The sequence below is a fragment of the Allobosea sp. genome (assembly GCF_017308015.1).
Classification (GTDB): domain Bacteria; phylum Pseudomonadota; class Alphaproteobacteria; order Rhizobiales; family Beijerinckiaceae; genus Allobosea.
Genome location: NZ_JAFKFW010000013.1, coordinates 19,864 through 37,397 on the forward strand (window position 1 = coordinate 19,864; position 17,534 = coordinate 37,397).

At 66.4% G+C, this 17,534-nt stretch carries 19 protein-coding genes; 6 read left to right on the forward strand and 13 right to left on the reverse strand.

Going from position 1 to position 17,534, the window contains the following annotated elements; translation table 11 throughout:
• Nucleotides 1-83 precede the first annotated feature (83 nt).
• The 3 genes from J0I42_RS12360 to J0I42_RS12370 are packed head-to-tail and all read right to left on the reverse strand — an operon-like array spanning nucleotide 84 to nucleotide 1,831.
• Nucleotides 84-623, reverse strand: a complete 540-nt coding sequence (locus tag J0I42_RS12360) for a chromate transporter (protein WP_291655135.1) — start codon at nucleotides 621-623, stop codon at nucleotides 84-86.
• On the reverse strand, nucleotides 623-1,189 hold the full coding sequence (locus J0I42_RS12365; RefSeq protein WP_291655136.1) for a chromate transporter: 567 nt from the start codon (nucleotides 1,187-1,189) through the stop codon (nucleotides 623-625). The genes J0I42_RS12360 and J0I42_RS12365 overlap by 1 nt, the downstream gene beginning before the upstream one ends.
• Nucleotides 1,190-1,198: 9 nt before the next feature.
• Nucleotides 1,199-1,831: a LysE family translocator gene (locus tag J0I42_RS12370; RefSeq protein ID WP_291655137.1), complete on the reverse strand. Its 633-nt coding sequence runs from the start codon at nucleotides 1,829-1,831 to the stop codon at nucleotides 1,199-1,201.
• A 170-nt stretch (nucleotides 1,832-2,001) separates the two neighbouring features.
• On the opposite strand from J0I42_RS12370, the gene J0I42_RS12375 reads away from it, so the two are divergent.
• The gene (locus tag J0I42_RS12375; RefSeq protein WP_291655138.1) at nucleotides 2,002-2,559 is read left to right on the forward strand and encodes a GNAT family acetyltransferase; all 558 of its coding nucleotides are present in this window, start codon (nucleotides 2,002-2,004) and stop codon (nucleotides 2,557-2,559) included.
• On the opposite strand, the gene J0I42_RS12380 is transcribed toward J0I42_RS12375, so the two are convergent.
• From J0I42_RS12380 to J0I42_RS12390, 3 genes are all read right to left on the reverse strand, one after another.
• Nucleotides 2,556-3,062, reverse strand: a complete 507-nt coding sequence (locus J0I42_RS12380) for a DinB family protein (protein WP_291655139.1) — start codon at nucleotides 3,060-3,062, stop codon at nucleotides 2,556-2,558. The genes J0I42_RS12375 and J0I42_RS12380 overlap by 4 nt on opposite strands.
• A 13-nt stretch (nucleotides 3,063-3,075) precedes the next feature.
• Complete coding sequence (locus J0I42_RS12385) at nucleotides 3,076-4,299, reverse strand: NAD(P)/FAD-dependent oxidoreductase (RefSeq protein ID WP_291655140.1); 1,224 nt, start codon at nucleotides 4,297-4,299, stop codon at nucleotides 3,076-3,078.
• 94 nt (nucleotides 4,300-4,393) lie between these two features.
• On the reverse strand, nucleotides 4,394-5,308 hold the full coding sequence (locus J0I42_RS12390) for a LysR family transcriptional regulator (RefSeq protein ID WP_291655141.1): 915 nt from the start codon (nucleotides 5,306-5,308) through the stop codon (nucleotides 4,394-4,396).
• A gap of 165 nt (nucleotides 5,309-5,473) precedes the next feature.
• On the opposite strand from J0I42_RS12390, the gene amaB reads away from it, so the two are divergent.
• The 4 genes from amaB to J0I42_RS12410 all read left to right on the forward strand — a co-directional run bounded on the left by amaB (nucleotide 5,474) and on the right by J0I42_RS12410 (nucleotide 11,282).
• The gene (gene amaB, locus J0I42_RS12395; protein ID WP_291655142.1) at nucleotides 5,474-6,994 is read left to right on the forward strand and encodes an L-piperidine-6-carboxylate dehydrogenase; all 1,521 of its coding nucleotides are present in this window, start codon (nucleotides 5,474-5,476) and stop codon (nucleotides 6,992-6,994) included.
• A 126-nt stretch (nucleotides 6,995-7,120) separates the two neighbouring features.
• Nucleotides 7,121-8,317, forward strand: coding sequence for an acyl-CoA dehydrogenase (locus J0I42_RS12400; protein WP_291655143.1), 1,197 nt, complete (start codon nucleotides 7,121-7,123; stop codon nucleotides 8,315-8,317).
• A gap of 108 nt (nucleotides 8,318-8,425) precedes the next feature.
• Complete coding sequence (locus J0I42_RS12405) at nucleotides 8,426-9,613, forward strand: CaiB/BaiF CoA transferase family protein (protein WP_291655144.1); 1,188 nt, start codon at nucleotides 8,426-8,428, stop codon at nucleotides 9,611-9,613.
• Complete coding sequence (locus J0I42_RS12410) at nucleotides 9,606-11,282, forward strand: thiamine pyrophosphate-binding protein (RefSeq protein WP_291655145.1); 1,677 nt, start codon at nucleotides 9,606-9,608, stop codon at nucleotides 11,280-11,282. The genes J0I42_RS12405 and J0I42_RS12410 overlap by 8 nt, the downstream gene beginning before the upstream one ends.
• On the opposite strand, the gene J0I42_RS12415 is transcribed toward J0I42_RS12410, so the two are convergent.
• Both J0I42_RS12415 and J0I42_RS12420 read right to left on the reverse strand, forming a co-directional pair.
• Nucleotides 11,279-11,821 (reverse strand): cytochrome b, encoded by a 543-nt coding sequence (locus J0I42_RS12415; protein ID WP_291655146.1) that lies wholly within the window; start codon nucleotides 11,819-11,821, stop codon nucleotides 11,279-11,281. The two genes, J0I42_RS12410 and J0I42_RS12415, sit on opposite strands and share 4 nt — an antisense overlap.
• Before the next feature lie 10 nt (nucleotides 11,822-11,831).
• Entirely contained in the window at nucleotides 11,832-12,398 is a 567-nt protein-coding gene (locus tag J0I42_RS12420) for a YceI family protein (RefSeq protein WP_291655147.1), read from the reverse strand.
• Nucleotides 12,399-12,616: 218 nt separating this feature from the next.
• Here J0I42_RS12420 and J0I42_RS12425 point away from each other — a divergent pair, with 218 nt between their 5' ends.
• Nucleotides 12,617-13,078 (forward strand): hypothetical protein, encoded by a 462-nt coding sequence (locus tag J0I42_RS12425; protein ID WP_291655148.1) that lies wholly within the window; start codon nucleotides 12,617-12,619, stop codon nucleotides 13,076-13,078.
• A gap of 106 nt (nucleotides 13,079-13,184) precedes the next feature.
• Here the strand turns inward: J0I42_RS12425 and J0I42_RS12430 are convergent, their stop codons facing one another.
• The 5 genes from J0I42_RS12430 to J0I42_RS12450 form a co-directional block, all read right to left on the reverse strand.
• The gene (locus J0I42_RS12430; RefSeq protein ID WP_291655149.1) at nucleotides 13,185-13,784 is read right to left on the reverse strand and encodes an HdeD family acid-resistance protein; all 600 of its coding nucleotides are present in this window, start codon (nucleotides 13,782-13,784) and stop codon (nucleotides 13,185-13,187) included.
• 110 nt (nucleotides 13,785-13,894) lie between these two features.
• Complete coding sequence (locus J0I42_RS12435) at nucleotides 13,895-14,605, reverse strand: SDR family NAD(P)-dependent oxidoreductase (protein WP_291655150.1); 711 nt, start codon at nucleotides 14,603-14,605, stop codon at nucleotides 13,895-13,897.
• Between the two features lie 7 nt (nucleotides 14,606-14,612).
• Complete coding sequence (gene tal, locus J0I42_RS12440; protein ID WP_291655151.1) at nucleotides 14,613-15,581, reverse strand: transaldolase; 969 nt, start codon at nucleotides 15,579-15,581, stop codon at nucleotides 14,613-14,615.
• Nucleotides 15,582-15,803: 222 nt separating this feature from the next.
• Entirely contained in the window at nucleotides 15,804-16,640 is an 837-nt protein-coding gene (locus tag J0I42_RS12445) for a carbohydrate ABC transporter permease (protein WP_291655152.1), read from the reverse strand.
• Entirely contained in the window at nucleotides 16,637-17,512 is an 876-nt protein-coding gene (locus tag J0I42_RS12450) for a carbohydrate ABC transporter permease (RefSeq protein ID WP_366509830.1), read from the reverse strand. Before J0I42_RS12450 ends, J0I42_RS12445 begins: the two co-directional genes overlap by 4 nt.
• Nucleotides 17,513-17,534: the final 22 nt, after the last annotated feature.

The following is a 17,534-nucleotide window of genomic DNA, read 5'->3' on the forward strand; positions in this document are numbered from 1 at the left end:
GCGAGCGGCAATGGCGGGCGGCGACGCCCATGCCATTCACGACGCGCATAGCCGCGGCGGCGGATTCCGGCAGGACTGCGAACTCAGGCGATACCGGCATACCAGGCGAGGACATAGGCCAGCGTACCGACTGCCATAGGCACAAGCGGGTTGACCTTCGAGCGATAGGTCGCCAGCGCCGTGGCGGCCGTGATCGCATAACCGACGAGGCCGGCGTCAGCGGCCAGCGTCGCAACCACGCCGCTCGCCAGCATCAGACCGAGCGCGATCGGCACCAGCGCCAGCGTGACGATCCGGACCACGCGGCTGCCGCCGAAACGCTGGAGGCCACGGCTGGAGGCGAGCGCCAGCAGGCAGGACGGCAGCAAGAGTGCGGCCGTTGCAACAAGCAAACCGGCCGCACCTGCGACATGCCAGCCAATGACGCTGCCAAGCATGATATTGGGGCCGGGCGCCGTCTGCGCGATGGCGAAGAGGCGGGCAAAGGTCGGCGCATCCATCCAGCCGAGAATATCGACGACCTGGCGATGGATTTCGGGCACGACAGCATTGGCGCCGCCGATCGCCATCAGCGAGATTGTGCCGAAGGTGACGATCAACTGGAAGAAGACGCCGCGCTCCATCAGACCCGCCGCGCTCCTAGCGTCGCCGCCACGAGGCCAAGCGGCACGAGCACCAGCAGGGTCGGCAGCATCGGCAGGCGCAGCAGGCCCACCGCAACGAAGGCGGCCGCAGCCATGACCCAGGCCCAGCGCGCGAGACCGGCCTTCGCGAGCAGCCGCAAGGCCGTACCGAGGATAAGCCCAGCGGCGCTGGCGGCGGCACCGGTCAAAGCGATCTGCGCGAGCGGATGGCCGGATACGGCGTCATAGCCATTCGCGAGCGCGACCAGGCAGAGGAGCGGCATCGCCATCAGGGCGAAGACACAGGTCAGCGCGCCGATGCCGCCACGGAAGCGGTCGCCCAGCATCACCGCCGCATTGACCGTGTTGGCACCGGGCAGCGCCTGACAGATGCCGATCAATTCGGCATAGCCGCGATCATCGAGCCAGTTGCGCTCGGTGACGATGACGTGGCGCGCGACCGGCCCGACACCGCCGAAGCCCATCAGGCCGATCTTGAGGAACCCGGCGAACAGGTCCGGCAGGCTCGGCCGGGGCGCTTCCGATGCGGTTTCGAGGGCCGACATCCGGAGTGGCTAGCGCCGCGTTTCCATCGCCATGCGCAAGGCAAAGCCGGCGAGCACCGTCCCCATCAGCCAGCGCTGCACCAGCGACCAGAAGGGCCGCGTCCGCAGGAACAGCGCGATGCTGCCGGCCGCCGTGGCGATCAGGGCATTGACGCTGCCGCTGATCGCAATCTGGACGAAGCCGAGCACGACCGACTGGCTGAGGACATGGCCGGCGGTCGGATCGATGAATTGCGGCAGCAGCGCGAGATAGAACATCGCGATCTTCGGGTTGAGCAGGCTGGTCAGAAAGCCCATCGCGAAGAGCTTACGCGGCCCGTCATGGGGGAGGTCGCGGACATGGAACGGCGAGCGCCCGCCCGGCCGCACCGCCTGCCAGGCGAGCCAGAGCAGATAGGCCGCGCCGCCGAGCCGCAGAGCATCATAGGCATAAGGCACTGCGAAGAGCAGAGCCGTAATGCCGAAGGCGGCGCAGAACATGTAGACGAAAAAACCGAGGATCACGCCGCAAAGCGAGATCAGCCCTGCTCCCCGACCCTGCGCGATCGAGCGCGAAATCAGGTAGATCATGTTGGGGCCGGGCGTCAGCACCATGCCGAGCGCGATCAGCGAGAAGGTGATGAGCGTCGTCGTCTCGGGCATGTGAAGCGCTCCGGCGGAACTCTGCGCTTGGATCACGGATCGCGATAGCCGGCAATCGGCTGCACCGTGAGAGCGGCCATGCAAGCTCTGCCATTCGGGAGCCTGACCCCACCGCGACGGAACCCAGCGGACTGCCAACGGTTGTGGCCACCAGGCGCATCGGAGGAAACATGACGCTGTTCAGCCGGCTGCTCTACACCATCATCTCCTTCGCGCTGCTCGGCGCCTCGATCGTGCTGATCAGCGTCGCGGTCTGGCGGACCTCGCAGGGCTTCTGGACCGGCGAAGGCGCGCTCGACACGATGCTCGACGCGATCGGGCTCGTGATCATCGCGGTCGCGGTCGCCGATGTCGGCAAGTTCCTGTTCGAGGAGGAAGTCGTCGCCGATCGCGAGATGCGCCGCCCTGCCGAGGCGCGGGGCTCGCTGACCAAGTTCATGTCGATCCTGATCGTGGCGCTGTCGCTGGAATCGCTGGTGCTGATCGCCAAGACCTCACGCGAGGCGATTGGAGACATCGTCTATCCGGGCCTCTTGATGCTGCTCGCCGTGCTGACACTGGTCGGACTCGGCCTGTTCCAGAAGCTCAGTCAGAACGCGACGGCGGCCGTACCTCCGGATCGGGAGAAAGACGATAGCGACGATATCGGTGATCGCCCGATCGAAGCGAAAAAGTCGGCTGCGCGTTCCAAACGCCGCAATGGCTTGCCCGCAGCGAGCCCTGCCTAGCGCGGCTCATCGACCAAAAAGAGATCGGTATCATCGGGCTTCGCGCCCGCCGCCGTGAGCATGGCATGGATCTGGCCGCGATGATGGGTCTGGTGGTTGAAGAAATGGGCCATCACGAAGCCGCGCGGCCGGCCCATCTCGCGGCCGGCCGCACCGGAATACCAGATCAGCGTGCCGCGCAGCCAATCGGCCGTGACTTTGTCCGCCCAGTCGAGAATGAACTGGTCACGCTGGCGCCGGCGCGCGCAGAACGGCGCCCAGCCCTCGAAATACAGGGCGGAATCACGTCCCCCGACGGAGGGCTTCTCGCTGCCGGTGAGGCGGCCGAGCCAGGTCTCGTCGGCCCAGAGGATGTGGTTGAAAGTGCCGTGGATCGACTTGAAAAAGGCGCCGCGATCGAGCTTGCGCGCCTCGTCGGTCAAGCCGTCTGCCGCCGCCATCAGGCTGCGGTTCTGCCAGGCATTGTAGCAAGCCATGGTCTGGACGAAAGCGGGATCGACCATGGCGGCCTCCTCGTCAGATGACGTTGGCCTCCTTGAGCGGCCGTCCCGCAACGATGCGCTCGTGGCCGAGATCGGCAAGGTCGAGCGAGCGATAGCGGCCATGCGCGATATGCTCGGCGAGCCCGCGCCCGACCGCCGGCGCCTGCTGCAGGCCGTGGCCGGAGAAGCCGTTGGCGAGATAGAGGTTGGGCAGGCCGACCGCCGGGCCAATGATGGCGTTATGGTCGAGCCCGCACATGTCGTAGGGGCCCGCCCAGGCGCGGCCGGGCTTGATCTGCTCGAAGGCCGGGATGCGCGTGGCGAGCGAGGGCCAGACCACCTCCTCGAAGAAGCCCCAGTCGACATCCTCGGCAGCGGGATCGGTCTCGATCCACTCGACATCCTGCTCAGGCGTCAGCGGCGAGCAGCTACCGATGAAGAGCTGGCCTTCCGACGTGCGCTTGCCCTCCTGCCGGCACCAGGCTCCGGTCGTATCGATCAGGAGCGGGCAGCCATCGACATCGCCCTTGCAGGTGAAGGTGAAGACATAGCGCTTCATCGACTTCACTGGGATCTCAATCCCCGCCGTCGCGGCGAGCTTCGCGCCGTGGGTACCGCTGGCATTGACGACGGCACCGCAGGAGATGCGGCTGCCATCGGCGAGCTCTACCGCGGTGACCCGACCGCCTTCGGTGACGTGACGGGCAACCTCGCCCTGCCGATATTCGACGCCGAGGCTGCGCGCCCTCTTGCGGAAGGCCTGGAGCAGCGCCCAGCCGTCGAACCAGCCTTCGCCGCTGACGCCGAAGGTCCCGCAGGCGAGGTCCTCGGTGTTGAGCCAGGGGAAGCGCTGCTTCAGCGTGGCGGGGTCGTAGAGCGCGATATCGGCACCCTCGGCAGCCTGCAGCTTCTGGTTGGCTTCGAGGATCGGCGCGCCGGCTTCGCTGGCGAGATAGAGATAGCCGCCCTCGTGCAGGTCGATCGCCGGAACGTCGCCATCGACCGCTAGGTGCTGGCCGATATTGCGCAAGAAATCGACGCCGAAGAGCGAGATCCGAATGTTCACCGCGCTGGAGAATTGCTGGCGGATAGAGGCCGCCGAGAGCGCGGAAGCCGAAAAGCGGTAGGTTGGGTCCTTCTCGATCACCACGACCTTGCCGGTGAAACCTGGATCGGCGGCGAGATGATAGGCGACGGAGGAGCCGATCGCGGCGCCACCGCAGATCACGACATCGGCGCTTTCGGAGACGGGCAGCATGGCAGGCCTCGCGCAGCCGGCTTCGCTGGGAAAAGCCGGGTTGGTGAATTTCGCGCATGAATGAACGAGCGAGGCGCGCTTGTCGAGAGGCGCTTCAGCTCGCTGGCGCGCATTCCCCGAGCAGCCAGTCGCGGAAGGCGATAACCGTCGGCAGATTGGCCTTCTCCTCGGGATAGACGAGATAGTACCCGTCCTTGCCGGTCACAGGCCGGTCGATCGGGATGACCAACGAACCCGAGCGCAATTCTTCCTCGACCAGAAAGCGCGGCACGATGGCGAGCCCGAGTCCCGCCACTGCCGCCTGCGCGATCATGGCGAACTGCTCGAAGCGCGGGCCCATCAAGGCCCGCTCCGGCGCCAGTCCCTGCTGCTCCAGCCAGTTGGCCCAGGCTCGTGGCCGGGTCGATTGCTGGAGCAAGGGCGCGCGCAGCATGTCGGCCGCCTCGGTGATCCCGACGCGTGCCAGCAGGGAGGGGGCGGCGACGGGCACGACTTCCTCGCCCATCAGGCGGTGGAGCCTTGCTCCGGGCCAGTTCTCCGCGCCGAAATGCACGGCGGCATCGACCTGCTCGCGGGCGAAATCGAAGGGCACCAGCCGCGTGGTGAAATTGATGGTGATGCCGGGATGAGCCTCGGTGAAACGCGGCAGCCGCGGGATCAGCCAGCGTGTGCCGAAGGTTGGCAATGTGGCGAGATTGAGCACACCAGCCGCGCCGCGGAAGGCCATGGCGGAGACCGTCGCCGCGGCAAGCCGGGACAGCCCGTCGCGGATATCGTTGGCATAGGCCGCCCCCGCCGCCGTCAGGCTGACGCGCTTCTTGACGCGCTCGAACAGACTGACGCCGAGCACCTTTTCGAGATGCGCGACCTGCCGGCTGACCGCGCCCTGGGTCAGGTTCAGTTCCTCCGCCGCGCGCGTGAAACTGCCGTGCCGGGCCGCGGCCTCGAAGGCGGCGAGCGCGGAGAGCGAAGGCACCGAGAGGCGGCCGGGAACGAGCGCATCATCCATGATTAATTCTCATCAAGTGGTGAGAACATATCGGTTGCCCAAGCGACGCGAAAGAGGGCATTGTTCCGGCCTCAAGCGCGGCGGCCTCCGGTTCCCGCGCCTTTATGTCATGCGCCCCAGGGCATGCGCCCTCGGGCTCCCGCCCGCGACCGCTGGAAGACAACGATGGCCACATCCCTGCCGAAAGACACGCTCGCCCTGCTCAAGCGCCTCGGCGTCGCCGATTCGGCCTACGCCGATGCCGGCCTCTCGGCCCGCTCGCCGATCACCGGCGAGGCCATCGTGACCCTGCGTGAGACCTCACCGGCCGAGGCCGAGGCCGCGATCGGCCGGGCCCAATCCGCCTATCTCGCCTGGCGCAAGGTGCCGGCGCCGCGCCGCGGCGAATTCGTCCGCCTGCTCGGCGAGGAGCTGCGCGCCGCCAAGACCGATCTCGGCCTGCTGGTGACGCTCGAAGCCGGCAAGGTGACTTCCGAGGGCCTCGGCGAGGTCCAGGAGATGATCGATATCTGCGACTTCGCCGTCGGCCTGTCGCGCCAGCTCTACGGCCTGACCATCGCCACCGAGCGCCCGAACCATCGCATGATGGAGACCTGGCATCCGATCGGCGTCGTGGGCGTGATCTCGGCCTTCAACTTCCCGGTCGCGGTCTGGTGCTGGAACGCGGCGCTCGCCTTCGTCTGCGGCGACAGCGTCGTCTGGAAGCCCTCCGAGAAGACCCCGCTGACCGCGCTCGCCGTGCAGGCCATCGTCGAGAAGACGATGAAGCGCTTTGGTTCGGAAGCTCCGATCGGCCTCTCGGAAGTCCTCGTCGGCGGCCGCGAGCTCGGCGACATCCTGGTCCAGGATCATCGCGTCCCGGTCGTCTCGGCCACCGGCTCGACCCGCATGGGCAAGGAAGTCGGCCAGAAGCTCGCCGCGCGCTTCGCCCGCGCCATCCTGGAGCTCGGCGGCAACAATGCCGCGATCGTCGCCCCCTCGGCCGATCTCGACATCGCGCTGCGCGGCATCGCCTTCGCGGCGATGGGCACCGCCGGCCAGCGCTGCACCACGCTGCGCCGCCTGATCGTGCATGAAAGCGTCTATGACGCGCTCGTGCCGAAGCTCGCCAAGGTCTACGGCTCGGTGAAGATCGGCGATCCCCGCGAGGCGGGTGTGCTGGTCGGCCCGCTGGTCGACGAGGCCGCCTATCAGGGCATGCAGAAGGCGCTCTCCGAGGCCAAGGCCGAGGGCGGCAAGGTCCATGGCGGCGAGAAGGTCGATGTCGGCTCCGGCGGCTTCTATGTCCGCCCGGCCCTGGTCGAGATGCCCAGGCAGTGCGGCCCGGTCGAGCGCGAGACCTTCGCGCCCATCCTCTATGTGATGAAGTACAAGTCCATCGACGAGGCGATCGCGATCCAGAACGCCGTCGGCGCCGGCCTGTCCTCCTCGATCTTCACGCTGAACATGCGCGAGGCCGAGCTCTTCGTCTCCGACGAGGGCTCCGACTGCGGCATCGCCAACGTCAATATCGGCCCCTCGGGCGCCGAGATCGGCGGCGCGTTCGGCGGCGAGAAGGAGACGGGCGGCGGCCGCGAGGCCGGCTCGGACGCCTGGAAGGCCTATATGCGCCGCGCCACCAACACGCTGAACTACGGCACCACTCTGCCGCTGGCGCAGGGCGTCAGCTTCGACGTGGATGCGTGACGCAGAACGTCATTCCCGGGCGCCGCACGGCGCGGCCCCGGAATCTCATGACAGTAAGACACTGGTTTCCGTGATGGTCGGGTCAAACCCGGCCATGATGGTCTGAATATCAGGGAGACGAACACCATGGCCGGCAGCCACAAGCTCGCAAAGTTCACCTGGGACGATGCCTATCTGCTCGACGAGCAGTTGAACGAGGACGAGCGGCTGATCCGCGACACAGCCCGCGCCTATGCGCAGGAGAAGCTCGCTCCCCGCATCCATGACGCTTATCTCGACGAGAAGACCGACCGGTCGATCTTCAACGAAATGGGCGAGCTCGGCCTGCTCGGCGTCACCGTGCCCGAGGAATATGGCTGCGCCGGCGCCAACTACGTCTCCTACGGCCTCGTCGCCCGAGAGGTCGAGCGCATCGACTCCGGCTACCGCTCGATGATGTCGGTGCAGTCCTCGCTGGTGATGTACCCGATCTACGCCTATGGCAGCGAAGAGCAGCGCAAGAAGTACCTGCCGAAGCTGGGCTCGGGCGAATGGGTCGGCTGCTTCGGCCTGACCGAGCCGGATGCAGGCTCCGATCCCGGCGGCATGAAGACCCGCGCCGAGAAGGTCGCCGACGGCTACAAGCTGATCGGTTCCAAGATGTGGATCTCGAACTCGCCGATCGCCGACGTCTTCGTCGTCTGGGCAAAATCGGCAGCGCATGACAACCAGATCCGCGGCTTCATCCTCGACAAGGGCATGAAGGGCCTCTCCGCGCCGAAGATCGGCGGCAAGCTCTCGCTGCGCGCCTCGATCACCGGTGAGGTCGTCATGGATGGCGTCATCGTGCCGGAAGAGAATCTGCTGCCGAACGTCTCGGGCCTGTCGGGCCCGTTCGGCTGCCTCAACCGCGCCCGCTACGGCATCTCCTGGGGCGTGATGGGCGCCGCCGAGGACTGCTTCCACCGCGCCCGCCAGTACGGGCTCGACCGCAAGCAGTTCAACAAGCCCCTCGCCCAGACGCAGCTCTACCAGAAGAAGCTCGCGGACATGCTGACCGAGATCACCCTCGGCCTGCAGGGTAGCTTGCGCGTCGGGCGCCTGCTCGACGACGGCAAGATGGCCCCGGAAATGATCAGCCTCGTCAAGCGCAACAATTGCGGCAAGGCGCTCGACATCGCCCGCCAGGCCCGCGACATGCACGGCGGCAACGGCATCCAGATCGAGTATCAGGTGATGCGCCACGCCGCGAACCTCGAGACGGTCAACACCTATGAGGGCACGCATGACGTCCACGCGCTGATCCTCGGGCGGGCCATCACCGGTCTGCAGGCGTTCTTCTGAGCCTGAACCTCCGTCATGCCCGGGGCTGCCCCGGGCATCTCATCCCGCGTGAATCTCCCCGGAGATGGTCGGGTCAAGCCCGACCATGACGCCCGAGTCGAACCCACCATGACGCCCCCACCGCTTACCGGCCTGCGCGTTCTCGAACTGGCGCGCATCCTCGCAGGTCCCTGGATCGGCCAGCTCCTGGCCGATCTCGGCGCCGATGTCGTCAAGGTCGAGGCGCCCGAGGGCGACGACACCCGCAAATGGGGCCCACCCTTCGTCGAAGGCGCCGGCGACGAACATCTCTCCGCTGCCTATTTCCACGCTGCCAATCGCGGCAAGCGCTCGATCACGGCCGATTTCCGCACGGCCGAGGGGCAGGCGCTGGTCCGGCGCCTCGCCGCCAATGCCGATGTGGTGGTCGAGAACTTCAAGGTCGGCGGCCTCAGCAAATACGGGCTCGATGCGGCCTCGCTGCGCAAGGAGTTCCCGCGCCTGGTTTATTGCTCGGTCACCGGCTTCGGACAGGACGGCCCCTATGCGCCGCGTGCCGGCTACGACTTCCTCGTCCAGGGCATGGGCGGGGCGATGTCGATCACCGGCGAGCCCGAGGGAGCGCCGATGAAGGCGGGCTACGCCGTCGCCGACATCTATACCGGGCTCTATGCCACGGTCGGCATCCTCTCGGCACTGCGCCAGCGCGATACAACCGGCGAAGGCGCGACGCTCGACCTCGCCTTACTCGACTCGCAGGTCGCGGTGCTCGGCAACCAGGCGATGAACTATCTCGTCGGCGGCAACCCGCCGCCACGGCTCGGCAACGCCCACCCGAACATCGTGCCCTATGACGTGTTCCCGGTCGCCGACGGCCATATCATCATCGCGACCGGCAATGACGGGCAGTGGCGCAAGCTCTGCGAGGTGCTGGGCGAGCCGGCCCTGGCCGACCATCCCGACTATCTCGACAACAAGTCGCGCGTGAAGAACCGCGTCGCGCTGACGGCCAAGCTGCATCTGCTCTGCCAGCGCTATGCCAAGCTCGATCTGCTGACAGCGCTGGAGAAGGTCGGCGTGCCCGCCGGCCCGATCAACGATATCGGCGAGGTCTTCGCCGACCCGCAGGTGATCGCCCGCGGCGTCAAGGTCGACCTGCCGAGCGAAGCCGCGAAGGCAGGCCACATTCCGACCGTCGCCTCGCCGATCGTCATGAACGGCGTGCGGCAGGTCGCCGACCGTCCGAGCCCGCGGCTCGGCGAGCACGCAGACGACATTTTGAACGATCCGGCCTGGGGAGGGCCGCAACATGGCTAATCGTACTGGCGGGCAGATCCTCGTCGACCAGCTTCTGATCCACGGCGCCACCGACGCCTTCTGCGTGCCGGGCGAAAGCTATCTCGCCGTGCTCGATGCGCTGCACGACGCTTCGATGAAAGTCACCATCTGCCGGGCCGAAGGCGGCGCCTGCATGATGGCGGAAGCCGCCGGCAAACTCACCGGCAAGCCCGGCATCTGCTTCGTGACGCGCGGCCCCGGCGCCACCAATGCCTCGCCCGGCATCCATATCGCCGATCAGGACTCGACCCCGCTCATCCTCTTCGTCGGCCAGATCGACGGCAGCATGCGCGAGCGCGAGGCCTTCCAGGAGCTCGATTACCGCGCCGTCTTCGGCACCATGACCAAGTGGGCGACCGAGATCGACGATGCCGCGCGCATTCCCGAAATCATCAGCCGCGCCTTCCATGTCGCGACCTCGGGCCGGCCCGGCCCGGTCGTGATCGCTCTGCCCGAGGACGTCCTGACCGACCTCGCCGATGTCGCGGATGCCGAGCCCTATCAGGTCACCGAGCAGCATCCCTCGCCGGTGCAGATGGACGATCTCGCCAAGCGCCTTGCTGCGGCCAAGTCGCCGATCGCGATCCTCGGCGGCTCGCGGTGGAGCCCGGAGACGATCGCCGACTTCCAGGTTTTCGCCGAGCGCTTCGACCTGCCAGTGGCGGTCTCCTTCCGCCGGCAGATGCTGTTCCCGGCCGACCACCCGAACTTCGCCGGCGATCTCGGCATCGGCCCCAACCCGAAGCTGCTCGCCCGCATCAAGGAGAGCGACCTCGTCCTGCTGGTCGGAGGACGCCTCTCGGAGATGCCGAGCCAGTCCTACACCCTGTTCGGCATCCCCAATCCGGGCCGGCCGCTGGTGCATGTCCATGCCGATCCGGAAGAGCTCGGCCGGGTTTACCGCCCGACGCTCGCGATCAACGCCTCGCCCGCCGGCTTCTGCGCTGCGCTCAAGACGATCGAGCCGCCAAAGACTCCCGTCTGGAAGGGCGCCAGCGCTGTTGCGCATGAGGCCTATATCGCCTGGAGCGAGCAGCCGGCGCCTGTGCCAGGCGAGTTCCACCCCGGCGAGATGGTGCGCTGGCTGCGCAGCCAGCTCCCGAACGATGCCATCCTATGCAACGGCGCCGGCAACTACGCCGTCTGGGTGCACCGCTTCCACCGCTTCAACACGTTCGCGACGCAGCTCGCACCAACCTGCGGCTCGATGGGCTATGGCGTGCCGGCCGCGGTCGGCGCCAAGCGGATGTTCCCGGAGCGCACCGTGATCGCCTTCGCAGGCGATGGCTGCTTCCTGATGAACGGCCAGGATTTCGCGACGGCCGTACAGTACGACCTGCCGGTCATCGTCATCGTGGTCGATAACGGCATGTACGGCACGATCCGTATGCATCAGGAGCGCGAATATCCCGGCCGCGTCTCGGCGACCACGCTGAAGAACCCGGATTTCGCCGCCTATGCCAAGGCCTTCGGCGGCCATGGCGAGCGCGTCGAGAAGACCGCCGACTTCGCACCGGCCTTCGAGCGCGCGGTGAAGAGCGGCAAGCCCGCGATCATCCACTGCCTGCTCGACCCCGAGGCGATCACGCCGGCCAAGTCGCTTTCGACGATCCGGGCCGAGGCTTTCGCAGCCAAGAGCAAGGCCTAAGAACGGCCGAACCAGATCCGCTGCATCAACCCGTCCCGGAGGACGAACTGGTGCAGCAGGGCCGCGCCCGCATGAATCAGGGCGAGCGCAGCCATGATGTCGAACAGCGTCGCATGCGCCCGCAGCATCGCATCGTAGACCCTCTGGTCCGGGCCGATCGGATGCGGCACGGAAAAGAGCCCGAAGAAGAGCGTCGGGATCTGAACCGGCGCGGCGGCGGCCATCAGGAAGCCGGTGGCCGGCAAAACCAACAGGCAAAGATAGAGCCCGCCCTGAACCACCACCGCCACGACATGCTGCAAGCGCGGCATCGTCGGTGGCGCTGGAGCCTGCAACAGACGTCGGGCGGCAAGACGCAACAGGACCAGCCCCGCGAGCGTCAGACCGCAGGATTTATGCCACTGGTAGAGGGTGAAGCGGGAAAGCAGGTCGCGCGTCTCGTCACCCATGAGCCGGGCGAGCCCGTATTGCGACAGGATCAGCAGCACCGTCCCCCAATGCAGCAGGACGATCAGCGGGTGCCAGTTTCGGGGCCGCATCGCGAGTGTCCTAGCGCGAGATCGCACCCTTGATGTCGATCTCGACCTGATCGTCGACGATGTTGACCTCGCGACCGATCGCAAAGGCTGCGCGCGAGAAACTCGTGCTGGCATGGAAGGGCAGGTTGCCGCCAGCCCGCACGCTCGCGGGATCGCTCTCGGCAATAGCGGTGACCGTGACCGGCTGCGTGGCGCCGCGGATAGTGAGCTGCCCGGAGATCGAAAGGCTGCGCTCGCCGGTGCGGACCACTTGCTGCGACACGAAGCTGGCGACCGGATAATGCGCGACGTCGAGCATTGTCTGCCCCTTGATGAAGCCATCGACAAGATCGGCGCCTGTACGCAGGGATCCGGTCTGGATCGTCATCCTGACCCGGCTGCGCTCCGGACGGTCGAAATCGAACGCAAAAGTGCCTTCGACGGTACCGAAGCGCCCGGCCGCGGTCTGGATTCCGAAATGGCGCGCCACGAAGGCGACCTCGCCGCCATCTTTCGAGAACGACCAGTTTTCCTGAGCCGTAACCGAGGCCGATGAAACCCCAAGGAAAGCGACGGCAAGCAGCGCACGCATCGTCATGGCATGGCTCCTCGGTAACCGGACCGCGCGCATCCTATGCCCGGCACCCTGCCCGCCGGCAGGGGCGGACACGCAGTTGTGAGGAAGCGCGGGATCCGCCGTGAAGATTCTTAACCGCTTTCGTGAACCCGGATCGAACCTTTCGCGACCACTCGTCGTTGGTAAGGCGACGAGTGGGAGACAATGCGATGGCGCGAGCAGGGATGACGCGATGGGCTATGGTCGCAGCGCTTGCCTTCTCGGCTGCGCCCAGCGCCCAGGCCGCGGGTCTCTTCGACGACCTCGCCCGCGCGCTGTTCGGCGGCGGGCCCAGGCTGCGCGCGTCCCCGATCTATGAATACGATGAGCCGCGCGTACGGGCGCCCCGCCCCCGCGCACCCGAGGTTTCCTCGAAACCCAAACCCCCTGTCGTGCAGCTTGATCCCCAGGCCGACAAGCAGTGGTATCTGAAGGATCCGACGCTGCGGCGCGGCGATATCGTCGTCACGGCCCGCGGCGTTCTGGTCTATCAGGGGCGCGATGCCGACGCCTCGCGCCCGGTCGATTTCGTCGCGCTCGGCGGCAGCGACGCGAAGGGCTGGAAACAGCAGTTGCAGACGGCCGCAGCCGGTGGGCGCGCCCGCTTCAGCGATCTCAGCACACCGGCCAAGGCCTCCGTGACGGCCGAAGCCGCCGAATGAATTTCTGAAGAGGCCCGCGCTTCGTCGAGGCGCGGGCCTCTCCCGTTAATTCGAATGCGCCGCGCTCCCGCGAACCGATACCCGGTTCGCTGGAAAATGCACGAGATCAGCGCGGCTTCACACCGTCAAAGGTCGAGCGGATGGCGCGGGCCAGCGCGATCGCGGCCCAGCCCTGGAAGATCAGTTCGATCGCGAAGAAGGTGCCGAGCACCCAGAGGCTTGAGCCCGGCCATTGCGCCAGGATCATGCCGCCGAGCAAAAGCGACAGCACACCCGAGAGGGCGAGCCATCGCCAGGCAGGCAACTCCCGGTTCTGGAAGGCGACGACGAGGCGCAGCACGCCGGTCGCCACCAGCGCGGCGCCGGCCAGGAGCGTCAGCGAGGCCGTGGCGAGGAGCGGGTTGGCAAACGTCATCAGGCCGACCGCGACATACAGCAGTCCGATGAGGATGTGCAGCAGGCGGCTCTTCCAACCCTGATGGCGGAAGGCGTCGATCAGCACGACGATGCCCCCGACAAGGATCATCGCACCGAACCAGATCGCACTGGCGAGACTGAGCAGTGCAACCGCACCAAGGCCGAGCACGCCCAGAATGACGAGGGCGATGCCGGCCGCCAGCAGCCAGCCCGCGTTGCGCCGGAGCGGGACGAGATGCGTGGCGAGCGAAGAGCCCGGACGGGGGATGGATTCTGCAGGCGTAGTCATGGCCGACTCCGGTTGGGCGGGCCGCGACAGCCGTGGCGGCCTCGTCAGGACATCGTCCCATCAGAAGCCCGTATGCGGGCCGCGTCAATGATCTGCCGCAAAGCGCGGTCTCAGTAGGTCGCGCGGCCGCCTGACAGATCGAACACGGCACCTGTCGAGAAGCTGCAGCGCTCGCTTGCGAGCCAGGCGACGAACTCCGCCAGCTCGTCGACGGTCCCGAGCCGCTTCAAGGGGCTCTTGCCGATCATCGTCGCCACCGTCTCGGGGCTCATCTGCTGGAGCAGATCGGTCTCGATCGCCGCCGGCGCAACGGCATTGACGAGAACGCCGGTGCCAGCCAGCTCCTTGCCGTGTGCCTTGGTAAAGGCGATGACGCCGGCCTTGGCGGCACTGTAGGCGGAGAGCGTCGGCGTGCCCTCCTTGCCGGCGAGCGAGGCGATATTGACGATGCGGCCATAGGCCCGCGGCACCATCATGCCCGCCACGGCCCGCGAGCAGAGGAAGGTGCCGGCCAGGTTGATCGCCAGCACCTTCTGCCATTGCGCAAGCGGCGTTTCCGCCACCGTGGTCGAAGGGCCGGTCAGCCCTGCATTGTTGACGAGCACTGCGATGGGGCCATGCTCGCACTCGGTCGCAGCGAGGGCCTGCGCGACCGAATTCTCATCGGAGACATCGCAGACGAGATGCAAGCGCCCGGGCGTGATCGGCGCTGCGATATCCCAGACGACCGGAAGCAGGCCGTCCTGCTCCAGCCGTTCGGCCACGGCGGCGCCGATCCCCTTGGCGCCACCGGTGACGACGGCGACCTTCCGCCCCGTCATGGCGATTTCAGCCGAGCTTCGCGGCAACCAGCTTGCGCAGGCCGCGCAGGTCCTTGACGAAGCCGCGGATACCCTCGGCCAGCTTCTCGGTCGCCATCGCGTCCTCGTTCATGGCGAAACGGAAGGCCTTCTCGTCGAAGCCGAGCTTCCTGCTGACACCTCCTTCCATCTGCGGCGAGGAAGCCGGCGAGAGACGGCGCGGCAGCTCGCCGGTCGCGGCGGCGAGCTCGTCGAGCAGGCCCGGTCCGATCGTCAGGCGATCGCAACCGGCCAACGCCTCGATCTCGCCGGTGTTGCGGAAGGAGGCGCCCATCACGACCGTCTTGATGCCGAAGGTCTTGTAATAGGCATAGATGCTCTTGACCGAGACGACGCCGGGATCGGTCTCGGCAGTGTAGGGGCCGCCGCCGGCCTTGACGTGCCAGTCGAGGATGCGGCCGACGAAGGGCGAGATCAGGAAGGCATCGGCCTCGGCCGCCGCGACCGCCTGCGGCAAGGCGAAGAGCAGGGTCAGGTTGCAGTCGACGCCCTCGCCCTGCAGCACCTTGGCGGCCTGCAGGCCCTCCCAGGTCGAGGCGATCTTGATGAGGATGCGATCCTTCTCGACACCGCGCTCCTTGTAGGCGGCGATAACGGCACGCGCCTTCGCGATGGTCGCTTCGGTGTCGAAGGAGAGATCGGCGTCGACCTCGGTCGAGACGCGGCCGGGGACGATCCTGGTCAGTTCCGTGCCGAAACTCACGGCAAGGCGGTCGCAGACGGCATGAACCGCCTTGTCGCCACCGCCCTGCTTCTTGCCCCAGCCGATCGCCTCGTCGACGAGATGGGCATAGGCCGGCGTCTCCACCGCCTTGAGGATCAGGGTCGGGTTGGTCGTGCAGTCGACGGGCTTCAGACGGCGCACCGCCTCGATATCGCCGGTATCGGCGACGACGGTGGTCATCTGGCGGAGCTGGTCGAGCTTGGAGGCGGTCATCGGTCTATCCTCGGCAATTCTTCTTGTCGCAACGCAATCACTGTGACGCTTGTATATCGCCATTGCGAGAACAATGAAGCAATCCGGCCATGCGGCGAGCTGACGCCGCGCGTCATGCCCGCGATCGCCCCAGGCATATCGTGAAGGAAGAGCACTTTTCCGGCTTCAGATTCCCGGGCCGAAGCTCAGCTTCGCACCGGGAATGACGTGCAGGGGACTTCCTCAGCTTTTCACCGCGCCCGAGGTCAGGCCACCGACCATGTTCTTGCGGAACACATAATAGATCACTGCCGGCGGGATGGCATAGAGAAGGCCGGCCGCCATCAGCAGATTCCAGGGAGCGTCGTCGGCCGAAAGGAAGAGGCCGAGCCCCACCGCCAGCGGAACCGCCTTTTCCGAGGAAAGCAGCAGGAAGGCGTAGAGATACTCGTTCCAGGCAAGCAGCAGGGCATAGATGCCGATCACCACCATCGAGGGCTTCATCAGCGGCAGATAGACCAGCCGGAAGAGCTGGATCGAGGTTGCGCCGTCCATGACCGCGGCCTCGTCGAGCTCCTTGGGCAGCTTGTCCGAGGCCTGCTTCAGCACCCAGATCGCATAGGGCGACGCCAGAGCGACCATAGCCAGAATCAGGGAGGCCTGCGTGTCGAGCAGCCCGTAGGAGCCCATCGCCTTGTACATCGGGATCGCGAGGAAGGCTGCCGGGATCAGATAGGTCGCCAGCGCGAGATTCATCATCGTGCGGCCGCCGCGGACCTTGAGCCGAGCAATGGCAAAGGCTGCGAAAGTCGCGACGAAGAGCGTGATCAGCCCCGTCGCGATCGCGATGAAGAAGCTGTTCAGGAGCTGCCGCCAGAAATTGTGCAGGTAGTAGTGCTGCTGCTTGAAGACGATCTGGAAATTCTGCAGCGTCGGCTCGTCCGGCCAGAGCTTGCCGGCCAGCATCGATTCCTGATTGGAGATCGAGAGCACGAAGAGATGGTAGATCGGCAGCAATGTCCAGACCAGGACGGGGGCCGCGATCAGGAGCAGCTTGCCTTCGTCGAGGAACCTCTTCATGCGTCCGGCCCCTTCGACAGGCGCTTCACCATCACGAAGACCATCGGCAGGATCAGCGGCATGGCGACGATGATCGAGGCGATGCCGAGATCCAGGTTGTTGTTGCGCATGTAGCGGATGCCAAGCGTCGACAGCACATGGTTGAGATCGCCGGGGCCGCCGCTGTTGAGCAGGTAGACGCTGTTGAAGTCCCCCAGCGTCCAGATCATCGAGAGCATGGTCGAGGTGACATAGAGCGTCGCCAGGGAAGGCCAGGTGATGAAGCGGAACTGCTGCCAGCGATTGGCGCCGTCGACGCTCGCGGCCTCGTAGAGATCCTGCGCGATGGCGAGACGGCCGGTGATCAGGATCAACGTCCAGAACGGCAGCGACTTCCAGATATGCACGACGATCGACATGGCGAAGGCCAACGTCGGGTCGGTCAGCCAGCCCGGCCCCTCCATGATGCCGAACCACTGGAAGAGCTGCTGGTTCACCATGCCGTTCTCAGGGTTCAGCATCACCCGGAATGACAGGATGGTCGGGATCGAAGGCACCGCCCAGGGCAGGATGAACAGCACCAGCACGATACGAATCCAGGCCCGCTGCTGCACGAAGAATCCCGAGAGCCCGAGCGCAATCAGGAATTTCAGGTTCACCGCCACGAACAGGAAGATGACCGTGTTGACGACGGTGCGCAGGAAGATCGGATCGGCGAAGAGAGCCCGGTAGGAATTCCAGTTGAGGCCGAGCCAGAGGCCATAGGCCACCGGGTAGACCACCATGACGGCGAAGACGAGCACATAAGGGGCCAGCATGATCGCGCCCCATATCGCGCGGTCGCGGGTGAACCCCGATGCGTCCTCGCGCGGTGCCGCAAGCGGCGCTGTCATGGCGGCTGTGCTCATGGACTCT